Origin of the sequence: Viridibacillus sp. NPDC093762, assembly GCF_050279675.1 — a bacterium.
Lineage (GTDB): Bacteria > Bacillota > Bacilli > Bacillales_A > Planococcaceae > Viridibacillus.
On record NZ_JBNNUK010000021.1, the window covers coordinates 46,521 to 57,526 of the forward strand.

Below are 11,006 nucleotides of genomic sequence, written 5' to 3' on the forward strand. Positions count from 1 at the left end.
AACACCAGTGTCAATTTGTTATTGTAATTTAATAATGGATAACAATATAGCCAACCCCTCTTGTAATTCAGGAAATGAAGCATATGCATAAGACATACGTATATGATGCATATCATTAGGATCATATATGTAACCAGGATTGATAAGAACCTTTTGCTTTATTAGTTTTAAAAACAATACTTTATTAACTATAGGCTCATTAAATCTCAGCCAAATATAAAAGCCCCCTCTTGGCTTCTCCCATGTTGCTACTTCTTTAAATTCCTGTTCTAAAATTTTTTCAACAAACGACGCGCGCTGTTGTAATTGTTGGCGCAATTGTCCGAGATGTTGATCATATAAACCAGTCTCTAACCAATGTGCGACGATTTCTTGTGAAAAAGCACTGGAGCCGTAGTCAGTTTGCATTTTAATATCAGCAAGTCGATTGATAACCGGTTCAGGCGCGACGACCCAGCCAATTCGGAGTCCTGGACTTAAAGTCTTTGATACACTACCCAAATATAAAACTTGTCCTGACTGATCAAATGATTTTAGAGCCGGAACAGATTCTTCAAATAATAATTCTTGGTATACATTATCTTCAATGATTGGTATTTGTAACGTACTACAGATTTCCAATAATTGATAGCGTTCCTCCACTGACATTATTCGACCAGTAGGATTATGTAATGTTGGTACAGTATAAAAAAGAGATTGTCTTTTTCCCTTTAAAGTTTTTAATGTTTCAGCTAAACGTTCATTGCTTTGTACTGACACCATCTGCATTCCAGCAGACTGAAAGGGATGAATAGAATTCAAATAAGAAGGATGCTCTTGGAAAATAATGGATTGCTGTTCAAGTAATCCTACTGAAATTAATTGAAGTGCTTGTAACGCACCCGAAACGATTAATATACTTTCAGGAGACGTATGAATACCTTGTTTACCCAAATATTCACTTAATACCATTCTCAATCTCTTACTCCCTTTCGGTTCTGAATAACCTATATCGCGAGCATTAAGTGTCATGGATTGTAGTGATTCTTCTAGTAAATTGGTTGGCAATAATTCAGGAGACAGTTCTCCCGTACCTAACCGTATCATGGATACATCTTGCTCATACTCATTGATGAGTTGAATTGTATGGTAATTAGGCTTATGAATACTCATTTGAATATGCTTTTGCCAATTAGGCTGCGATTTATTTAGTAGGACATTCCAGCTATTGTTAGCCACAAAAGTTCCCCCGCCTCTTTTTGTTTCAAGTAATCCATCGGCCTTTAACTCATCTAATACTTGAATAATCGTACTACGGTTCACATCCAATATTTCAGCTAACTTTCGTTGAGGTGGTAACTTCATCCCTATTGTCCATTCACCTTGTTGTATAAGAGAAGTCATCCAATCAACAATTTGGCTATGAAGGGATAGTTGTGAATGTCGTTTTGGTTTCCATTGCAAAATGATCTCTCCTTTTTTAAAAATTGGTTGGGTTGAAAACCAACCAATTGGATGTTTTCTTTTAGTTGTAACATAGATAAAGTTGTAATGGAAGGGAGTTTTTTGATATGGAAGCTATATTACATGGATTATTACTTGCATTTGGACTTATTTTACCTTTAGGTGTACAAAACGTTTTTATTTTCTCACAAGGTGCTTCGCAACCAAATTTATTGAAGGCACTACCTGCGACTATTGCTGCTTCACTTTGTGATACTTTGCTTATTGTACTTGCGGTTTTTGGCTTATCTGCCATCGTATTGCAATTTGAATGGTTACGACTAGGCTTAATGAGTGTTGGAATCATCTTTTTACTTTATATGGGGTATTCCATTTGGACTTCTAAACCGGCAACAGTTGAGACAGGAAAAAGCTTAACGATAAAGAAACAAATCTTCTTTGCATTATCGGTGTCCCTGTTAAATCCACATGCTATTTTAGATACGGTAGGTGTAATTGGGACAAGTGCATTACGATACGCTGGCATGGACCAAATTATTTTCACTGCTACTTGTATTGCCGTATCTTGGTGTTGGTTTATCGCACTTACACTAGCAGGAGCAACGATGAAAAAAGTGGATAGCTCAGGAACACTAATGAATTTTTTCAATAAATGCTCGAGTATTTTTATATGGTGTACAGCAGTGTTCTTATTCAAAGGATTAGTTTTTAAGTAATTGAACCCTAAATTTTTTCTGAATTATTGATTAATTACTCTATCACCTATAAACTAGAAGAACACTAGAGGGGTTAAATAACCCTATTTAAAAATAAGATGCTTTGTATATTGTTAAATCCGAAGAATATCTTATATAGTCGAAGTGTATTGAAAGAAGGATGCGTAAAAACACATAAATTTACAACTAATCATGTGTATTAATTTCTATTTATTGAAAGGCGGACTTGTATTGGCAATTGAAGATAACGATTCTAAAGCATTAAAAAACCAAGCTTCGTGGTTACAGAGTTATATTGATTCTCCTGAAAAACAGCGACAATTGTATAAGCGAACATTATTCATTATTGTTATGTCACAAATATTTGGTGGTGCTGGTTTAGCTGCCGGAGTAACTGTTGGAGCACTTTTAGTTCAAGATATGCTAGGGACTGATAGTTTTGCTGGATTGCCTGTAGCATTCTTAACTTTAGGTTCAGCAAGTGCAGCGCTAATTGTAGGTCGCTTAACTCAACGGTTTGGACGCCGTATGGGTCTCACAACTGGCTTTTTAGCTGGAGGGATTGGGGCATTAGGGGTAATAATAGCCGCTACAACAAATAACATCATTCTGCTCTTTGCATCACTACTCATTTATGGTGCAGGTACAGCGACAAACTTACAAGCACGCTATGCAGGTACAGATTTAGCAAATTCTACTCAGCGAGCAACTGCGGTCAGTATTGCCATGGTGTCAACAACATTAGGTGCGGTGGCAGGACCAAATTTAGTAGGCGTAATGGGAAGTGTGGCCATCTCCTTAGGTATTCCACCTTTAGCTGGTCCATTTATACTTGGTGCAGCGGCCTTCATCCTAGCGGGCTTAGTACTACTGATTTTTCTTCGCCCAGATCCTTTCATCGTGGCAAAAGCAATTGCAGAAGCTAAGGACACTAATAATAGTAAAAATTCAAACACATATTCTACTACTCAACTATCGAATAAACGAGGTATAGTAGTTGGAGCTACAATAATGGTCTTAACACAAGTAGTCATGGTGTCAATAATGACTATGACACCAGTACATATGGGACATCATGGGCATGGATTAAATGCAATAGGTTTGGTCATTGGCTTTCATATTGGAGCAATGTATCTCCCATCCCTTATAACTGGAATACTCGTAGACAAAATGGGCCGTATCACGATGGCTATTGCTGCTGCTGCCACATTGCTAGCATCTGGCATTGTAGCAGCTTTAGCGCCCGGAGATTCGTTACCATTCTTAATCCTTGCGCTTGTTTTACTTGGCATGGGTTGGAACTTTGGCTTTATTAGTGGAACAGCACTAATTGTAGATGCCACTACTATTACTACTCGTGCAAAAACGCAAGGGACAGTAGATGTTTTAATTGCCTTATCTGGAGCATCTGCCGGAGCAATGTCAGGCATCGTCGTAGCAAGTTCTAGTTATGCTACACTTTCCTTTGTAGGAAGTACTCTCTCACTTTTACTGATCCCAGTAGTAGTGTGGTCTCGTAGTAAACCGAAAAAACAAGTACTTATAAATTCAGAAGAGTAGACATTTCACTTGGTTAATAACTATACAAAATTTCGAGAAAAAGCTCCTTGCTACGAAAAATTGCAAGGAGCTTTTGACTATTGTGATAGTATTTAAACACACGAAGTAAACATTTATTGTAAGTAGACCACGAAATTTACGTGACATTAATGTATAGTTTATTTTCAATCAGCATTGCATAGTTGATACCCTGGAACTCTAATATTCTAAACATTTTTATTTCTTTCATTAGTAGTTCTTGCAAGTATTTTAATCCAAAGCAATATCCCTACAAATACCGAGAATACCAAGACTCCAAACGTAAAACCATTAAAAAAAATCGTGTTTGTATATATGTTGATCACCGATCCGTATTCTCCTCTAAATGGATGGTACGGTGTATTTTCTAGTTGCTTCAAAGTACTATTCATAAAAGTTGCACCGAAAATTAATCCGACTACTAACACGCTTAAACCAAAGAGTAAATATTTATTTACCATAGACAACGATTTAAGAACAAAGTCCTTATATATTATTACAACCCATGTCCAAAGAAAAATAAAGAGCCATGGAAACAAAAAAGGGTAGACTATAATAGCAGGATTTCCATTACCAGACATCGTTTCCCTGTTATTCTTCAATGTGAATATATCTAGTATTATTAAACTAAATATATTTAAAAACAAGGTTGAGGTTATAATAAGAAACTTGATTCCTCCTATTCTTCTCTCCATGTTATGAATTACAAAAAAGATACATACGACCACAAGTAGTATATATAAATAAGGTAACATTTTGATTCCTACTTTCTTAATACTTATATATTCCTTAAACATCGAATGTTTGATATAAATTAGAAGATAACTAAAAAAAGGAGTCCTCAACACCACTATAACTCATTATTATCTAACTTCTCCTCAAAAGTTCTTAATATTTCATTTTTTTCTCTTTGTAATTTCACCATGTTAACCGCAAACCAAATAATAAACATTATTGGTAATATGTAAAAATAATAAAACAAATAGAATTGCTATACTTGGCCTTACCATTTCTTCACACCCTTTATTGAATTTTTATATGTATAATATTTCCTCCAACTATTATAGATGAGACTACACCTTTTATTACCAATAAATTTGTTATGCACTCAAAATTGAGATCGGCGTCTATTTCTCCATTAAAAAATGCCTCACAAGTACAAAACAACTTGTAAGGCATTTCTAATTTAGCTTATTTTGTTTTCTTATATTCCTTCTTAGTTCCATCTGCGAATTTCACTTCAAGTTCAAACGAAGTATAGTTTTTGTCTATGCCAAAGACAGAAATCACATGATCGATTACTTCATCATTTGCTGTAGACGCATCAAATTTAAGCTTTTTAAACATAGGCTCTAACTTAGCCAAAGCTTCGTCGCCTCTAAGCTTCACATTATTACGGTCATCATCCAGCTCAACATCTACACCTTTAGTTTCATTTTCGTAATCAACTTCATAAGATTCTGTCGGTGAATACTCAACATCTAACGAAAACTCCGCAAAATTATAAGGTAAATTTTCCGTTGTCCCTGCTTGTCCATTGTTATTCATATCTTTGTTAGTGTCCTTGTTTGTATTTGTATCTGTATTTGCATTTTTATCGGTATTCGTATTAGTCTCTTCTTGTTTAACAGTTGTCTTATCCGTTTCATTTGTCGCCTTGTCAGAACTACAACCGTATAACATACCAAATAGAAGTGGTACTCCTATGGCCATTTTTAAATGTTTCATTTAACAATCTTCCTTTCTGTATTTAACTTCTCGCTTTTTAATATTCCCCAAAACAGAAAAAATAAACTTATTAATTGTACTAAACACTTTGGATTTAATAAATGTAAATCAAATATCTTTTGAATTCCTTTTATTAATAAAGAATTACCATTAATGAAGAGGCTTAAACTCTCCATTTGTTGCTTGATCAATTTGTTGAAAAAGAAACTGGACTGTCTCTTTATCAGAGGCTGTTGGCAAACGAAACTTTTGTTGGTAATCTTCTGCACCTTTGCCTGTTATACAAATCCAATCTCCTTTATGCGCATGCTCTAATACCTCTTTTATCGCTATTGTTCGATCAGAAATGACATAGCCTCCATCACTTAATGCATAGAGAGCCTGCTCCATTTCTTCATAAGGAACATCATTCAAATCATCCAATGTTAGAATATGAACATCGCTGATTTCTTTGGAAACACTAACCATATCTCGTCTTTTTTCCTTATCCCTATCTCCTCTAAATCCAAAAACGTGAAATACACGATTGGCGCCTTCTTCTCTTGCCGTTTGAAGACACTGATAAAAGGCATCTGCTGTATGAGCATAATCTATTACTACTGTAGCTCCATTAGGATGTTGTAGCATTTCAAATCTACCGGGTACTCCCGGAAATTTTTCTAATGCATAAACAATTTTTTGTTGTGGAATACCTATCAATAAAGCAGTTAAAAAAGCCATAGAAGCATTCAGAATATTGTGCTTCCCTAAAATGTTAAGACTTAATTCTAAACTTTGATTCCCTTTAAGGGATACTGTTGATACACCTGATTTGAGATGAACGATTTGTAGATCATGGTAACTTTTATCGCCTACCAAAAATAGTTGACACCCTTTTGAAGTTAAAAGATTTGCTAGTCTCTTCCCCCAACCATCCAAATGGTTAATAATAGCTAGTCCATTAGGCTTTAATTGATCAAATAGGCTTGCCTTTACAGAGAAGTAAGCCTCCATATCACGATGATAATCAAGGTGTTCTTTATCTAAATTTGTAAATAGACAATAATCAAATTCTACACCCTCTACTCGATATTGAGAAAGACCGTGTGATGAAACTTCCATTATAATAAATTCATCTTCACTCAGGGCAATTTGCTTTTGAAGTTCTTGTGAATCGGGGGTAGTATTTACAGAGGGTAAGGTTTTTCCATTAACAACATTCTGAACTGTACCGAATAAGGAACAAGATCTTCCGCAGCTTTCCAAAATATACTTAAGCATATAGGTAGTTGTTGTTTTACCATTCGTACCAGTAATTCCAATGACAACCTTATTTCGTGAAGGGTTACCATAAAACTGACACGCTATTTGCGCAAGTGCTAAACGACTGTTAATTACTCGAACATAAGGTACAATCAAATCTTTCAAGTCCTTCTCTCCAACCACTACACTCGCTCCCGCTTGAATAGCGGCATCTATAAACTGATGACCGTCTACACGGTAGCCAGGAATTGCTACAAAAATGTCGTTAGGACGGACTAAAGAAGAATTTGTCGCGATTCCTTTTATTTCTACATCAATATCTAGAAGATGTGAATTCACAGCTTTATCTACATGTTCTAATAGTATGTTTAATTTCATTTACGGCTCACTCCTAGGTTACAAAACGAGTCATTTAATCCACGCATTTTATTTATGACCTATTGTGAAATATTTATACTATAAAGGCGCTCTGATAAGTGAGCACCTTTTTACTGAAAAATTATAATAAATAACTGATAAGTAAAGTGAAAATATTTTTATTTCATTAAATGAAGTGTTTTAAAACCAAGATCACTTACAAAATGATTAAACACTAAAAGATTTATGCTAGACTGAAGGTGAATATAAGAAAAGTTATGTATTTAGGAGTTGTAAAAATGAACATAACAATTAGACAAGAACAATCTTCAGATTATAAATTCACAGAAAATGTTGTACAAAAAGCATTTGCGAACATGAAATTTAGTGATAAAACAGAACATGAGCTAGTGGACCGCTTAAGAAAAACTGATGCATTCATCCCTCAATTATCTATTGTCGCAATTGATAATGATGAAGTTATGGGGCATATTCTTTTAACAAAAATTAACATAATCAACGAGGATCAATCTACAAAGTCTCTTGCACTTGCCCCAGTTTCTGTAATACCTGAATATCAAAATAAAGGCATTGGCAAGCTTTTAATAAACACAGCATTAGAAAAAGCTAAAGAACTCGGTTACAAATCTGTTGTCGTATTAGGACACCCAGACTATTATCCGAAATTCGGATTTAAAAAAGCATCAACATGGAAAATAAAAGCACCTTTTGAAGTGCCGGATGATGCATTTATGGCATTTGAATTAAGTGATAACGCTCTTAGTAATGTTTCAGGTGTAGTTGAATACTCAAGTACATTTTTTGAATAAGATATCAATTAGATTAAACATTACCTAGCTATTCCCCATTGGATTTTATTATCTAATGGTTTTTTTTGTGAAAGAAGCCCATTAGGAATTGTATTAATGTGGTAATGTAAATACAACATTGTTCAATTTTTCATATTATATTTTTTCCAGTAAGCAAAACCAATAGTCATTTCAATCAGTTCCTCTTTGGTAAAATCACAAAAAATTAATTAGAAATTTATTTTTATATTATATCCTTTCAATATTAGTCGAAAGGAGAATTCTATGCGAAAAATAATTAAAGTATTAAAAAAACTATCTGTTCTGTTCATTATCTTTATGGTACTAGTAACCGTAACAATCTTTACCTACCATAAATATCTTTTAAAGAAAGAGTCGGCACTAATTAAAGATGCAGGTATGTTAGTCGATTTTAATAGTAAAAAGATTGATGTTTACATTGAAGGTAGAGGTGAGGATACGTATGTATTTATCCCCGGCTCAGGGGTAGCTGCCCCTGTTTATGAAATGAAAGGTCTTTATAGCAAATTCTCAACAGAAAATAAAATTGCTGTAATTAATAGAGCAGGCTATGGTCAAAGTGATGTTTTTAACGATAACAGAGATATTGACACTATATTAGAACAAACTAGAAGCGCACTTATTCAGAGTGGGAATACACCTCCATATATATTAGTACCACACTCTTTATCTGGATTAGAAGCTATTTATTGGGCACAAAAATACCCAAATGAAGTAAAAGGAATTATTGCTGTAGATATTGGTTTACCACAACAGTATGTAACTCATAAAATGAGCCTAGTTGACTCATTAACAGTAAGAGGAATGAATCTTTTATCGAAAGTGGGTTTTCATCGACTCTTTCCTTCTTTAACATTTAATCCCGAAGTACTTAAACAATCTTTTTTAACTGAACATGAAAAAGAAGTATTTAAAGCCATTTCATATAAACAGTTTTTTAATAACAATATGGAGCAAGAACTTTTACAGGTATACGAAAATGGTAAAAAATCAGTTGACCTACCGATACCATCAGAAACACCTATTTTATTTTTAGATGCGATTGCTGAAGAAAATAAAAACTCGAAATATACAAAGCAAAAAACGAAAGATTATGAGGAGTTTGCAGAAAAACTATTAATATCAGATGTGATAACTATGGAAGGAAAACACAGCATTTATTTATATTCTCCGGATAAGATTTATAAACTTTCCAAGGATTTTATAAATAATAAAGTTAAAGAAGATAAACCGATTTAAATTTTGATTATGGAAGGTCAAACAAATGAAAGAATATAATATATTAATTGTTGAAGACGATCTTATGATTGGTCGTTTACTACAGAAGATTTTACGACGCGAAGAGTATAATGTTTGTTGGAAAACAGACGGTAAAGAGGTACTAGATGTAATACATAAAATAGACTTAGTAATAATGGATGTCATGTTACCCGGTGAAGATGGTTATCAAATCACCCAAAAAATAAAAAACTTAGGTTTAAATATCCCGATTATTTTTCTATCAGCAAGGCAGGATATTGATAGCAAACTTCAAGGTTTGACAGTCGGAGAAGATTATATGATAAAGCCATTTGACCCTAGAGAGTTGTTACTGAGAATGCAAAAAATGCTTGAGAATCAATACGGTACTTTTACACAAATCAAACATTTATATATTGATGCGGATCTTACGAAGGTTTTTAATAAAAACTTAAAAAACGAGGTTCCTTTTACTTCTATTGAAAGAAAAATATTCTTTTATTTATATGATAATAGAGATCGCATTTTGACAAAAGAACATTTCTTTAATTATTTATGGCCACTTGATGATAGAAATCAAAATATCATAAACGTACACATGAAAAAAATTAGAACAAAGATTAATGATCTCAATGGTGAGATTATACAAAATATATATGGAGAAGGGTATAGATTAAATACCTATATAAAAAAATGAAATTAAAAAAGAAATATCAGTTATTATTATTTTCCGCAATTATTAGTGTTCCCTTTTTGTTACTAGTGATTAGTGTGCTTATGTCAATAATTTATAATGCTATCTTTAAATCAAAACATCAAAACATCCCTTTTCATGAATCTTTTGCATATCCAACAATGCTGTTCGTATTTTTGGTTTCTTTATTTTTGCTTGCTTTTTTATTTTCGAGGTCTATTAACTCATTATTAAATAAAATTAATATTTTGAATAAAACCATTCGAGAATTAGCTAGTGATGAAAAAATCCCTGATAAATTAGTTGTAACTAAAAATGATGAAATAGGTGAACTAATCAAGTCTGTAAATATATTAATCGAAAGAACAACGTATAGAGAACTTGAACTTAATCAAAACGAAGAAATAAAAAAAGAACTTTTAAATAAATTAAGGCATGATATTAATACACCGTTAACTACCGTTCGATTACAATTATTTTATCTAGAAGATCAATTTATTGATCAAGTTCCTATACTAGAATCACTCTACCAACAAATACAATACATTTCTGAGTTAACAAATGAACTGAATGTTCATTCTACTGATTCGTTGGAGAATTCTTATATCCTAAATGATGAAGTGAATATGAATAATTTATTAGAAATTATGTGCAAGAAGTGGAGTTATTTGTATAGCATTCATGATATTGAATTGATTTATAGCACACTAAATAATGATTTAACATGGGTAAGTAACGATTTGTGGCTTCAAAGATTGTTCGATAATATTTTCCAAAATACATTAAAACATTCAAATGCAACAAAACTAGAAATTATCGTAGACAATAATACTATTTCTTTCCAAGATAACGGAATAGGTTTCGATATCGATCATAATAATACGGGGCTAGGTTTAAAAATAATTGAAGATATAGCTAGATCGTTAAATATAAATTATACTTTACAGTCAACTAAAAATGGGACTTTTTTTAGTTTTACAACAGAAAGCAATATATAAAGCCATGACAAAATAGCATTTGTATTCAAAACTACTTCAAGATAAAAAGCTGGGATGACCAAATCTGAACTGACCCAAGAAAGTTAGACATATTTATTTAAGCAGCTTCTAAGACCTGAGTTCGGTATTCCACCGGGCTTAGGTCTTTTAATTTTTCCTT

General features: G+C 33.1%; 10 protein-coding genes. 6 read left to right on the forward strand and 4 right to left on the reverse strand.

Going from position 1 to position 11,006, the window contains the following annotated elements:
• Nucleotides 1-18: 18 nt before the first annotated feature.
• A complete protein-coding gene (locus ACQKM9_RS18740; RefSeq protein WP_427735905.1) occupies nucleotides 19-1,443 on the reverse strand; it encodes a PLP-dependent aminotransferase family protein in 1,425 nt (474 codons plus the stop codon).
• A 107-nt stretch (nucleotides 1,444-1,550) separates the two neighbouring features.
• Between ACQKM9_RS18740 and ACQKM9_RS18745 the strand changes: the two genes are divergently transcribed.
• Nucleotides 1,551-2,159, forward strand: coding sequence for a LysE/ArgO family amino acid transporter (locus ACQKM9_RS18745; protein WP_427735906.1), 609 nt, complete (start codon nucleotides 1,551-1,553; stop codon nucleotides 2,157-2,159).
• A gap of 192 nt (nucleotides 2,160-2,351) precedes the next feature.
• Nucleotides 2,352-3,719: an MFS transporter gene (locus tag ACQKM9_RS18750; protein WP_427735907.1), complete on the forward strand. Its 1,368-nt coding sequence runs from the start codon at nucleotides 2,352-2,354 to the stop codon at nucleotides 3,717-3,719.
• Between the two features lie 206 nt (nucleotides 3,720-3,925).
• Here ACQKM9_RS18750 and ACQKM9_RS18755 read toward each other — a convergent pair whose 3' ends face one another.
• From ACQKM9_RS18755 to ACQKM9_RS18765, 3 genes are all read right to left on the reverse strand, one after another.
• Entirely contained in the window at nucleotides 3,926-4,318 is a 393-nt protein-coding gene (locus tag ACQKM9_RS18755; RefSeq protein WP_427735908.1) for a hypothetical protein, read from the reverse strand.
• 610 nt (nucleotides 4,319-4,928) lie between these two features.
• The gene (locus ACQKM9_RS18760; RefSeq protein ID WP_427735909.1) at nucleotides 4,929-5,465 is read right to left on the reverse strand and encodes a YusW family protein; all 537 of its coding nucleotides are present in this window, start codon (nucleotides 5,463-5,465) and stop codon (nucleotides 4,929-4,931) included.
• A gap of 150 nt (nucleotides 5,466-5,615) precedes the next feature.
• Nucleotides 5,616-7,085: a UDP-N-acetylmuramoyl-L-alanyl-D-glutamate--2,6-diaminopimelate ligase gene (locus tag ACQKM9_RS18765; RefSeq protein ID WP_427735910.1), complete on the reverse strand. Its 1,470-nt coding sequence runs from the start codon at nucleotides 7,083-7,085 to the stop codon at nucleotides 5,616-5,618.
• A 278-nt stretch (nucleotides 7,086-7,363) separates the two neighbouring features.
• On the opposite strand from ACQKM9_RS18765, the gene ACQKM9_RS18770 reads away from it, so the two are divergent.
• The 4 genes from ACQKM9_RS18770 to ACQKM9_RS18785 all read left to right on the forward strand — a co-directional run bounded on the left by ACQKM9_RS18770 (nucleotide 7,364) and on the right by ACQKM9_RS18785 (nucleotide 10,846).
• Nucleotides 7,364-7,894, forward strand: a complete 531-nt coding sequence (locus tag ACQKM9_RS18770) for a GNAT family N-acetyltransferase (RefSeq protein WP_427735911.1) — start codon at nucleotides 7,364-7,366, stop codon at nucleotides 7,892-7,894.
• Between the two features lie 264 nt (nucleotides 7,895-8,158).
• Complete coding sequence (locus ACQKM9_RS18775; protein WP_427735912.1) at nucleotides 8,159-9,154, forward strand: alpha/beta fold hydrolase; 996 nt, start codon at nucleotides 8,159-8,161, stop codon at nucleotides 9,152-9,154.
• Nucleotides 9,155-9,179: 25 nt separating this feature from the next.
• Nucleotides 9,180-9,851 carry a response regulator transcription factor gene (locus ACQKM9_RS18780; protein ID WP_427735913.1) on the forward strand — a complete coding sequence of 224 codons (672 nt, stop codon included), beginning with the start codon at nucleotides 9,180-9,182 and terminating at the stop codon, nucleotides 9,849-9,851.
• A complete protein-coding gene (locus ACQKM9_RS18785) occupies nucleotides 9,848-10,846 on the forward strand; it encodes an ATP-binding protein (protein ID WP_427735914.1) in 999 nt (332 codons plus the stop codon). Before ACQKM9_RS18780 ends, ACQKM9_RS18785 begins: the two co-directional genes overlap by 4 nt.
• Nucleotides 10,847-11,006: the final 160 nt, after the last annotated feature.

Coding starts and splice junctions, on each gene's coding strand:
- ACQKM9_RS18755 (WP_427735908.1), bottom strand. CDS start 4,318: ATGTCTGGTAATGGAAATCCTGCTATTATAGTCTACCCTTTTTTGTTT.
- ACQKM9_RS18775 (WP_427735912.1), top strand. CDS start 8,159: ATGCGAAAAATAATTAAAGTATTAAAAAAACTATCTGTTCTGTTCATT.
- ACQKM9_RS18760 (WP_427735909.1), bottom strand. CDS start 5,465: ATGAAACATTTAAAAATGGCCATAGGAGTACCACTTCTATTTGGTATG.
- ACQKM9_RS18785 (WP_427735914.1), top strand. CDS start 9,848: ATGAAATTAAAAAAGAAATATCAGTTATTATTATTTTCCGCAATTATT.
- ACQKM9_RS18770 (WP_427735911.1), top strand. CDS start 7,364: ATGAACATAACAATTAGACAAGAACAATCTTCAGATTATAAATTCACA.
- ACQKM9_RS18780 (WP_427735913.1), top strand. CDS start 9,180: ATGAAAGAATATAATATATTAATTGTTGAAGACGATCTTATGATTGGT.
- ACQKM9_RS18750 (WP_427735907.1), top strand. CDS start 2,352: ATGTGTATTAATTTCTATTTATTGAAAGGCGGACTTGTATTGGCAATT.
- ACQKM9_RS18765 (WP_427735910.1), bottom strand. CDS start 7,085: ATGAAATTAAACATACTATTAGAACATGTAGATAAAGCTGTGAATTCA.
- ACQKM9_RS18745 (WP_427735906.1), top strand. CDS start 1,551: ATGGAAGCTATATTACATGGATTATTACTTGCATTTGGACTTATTTTA.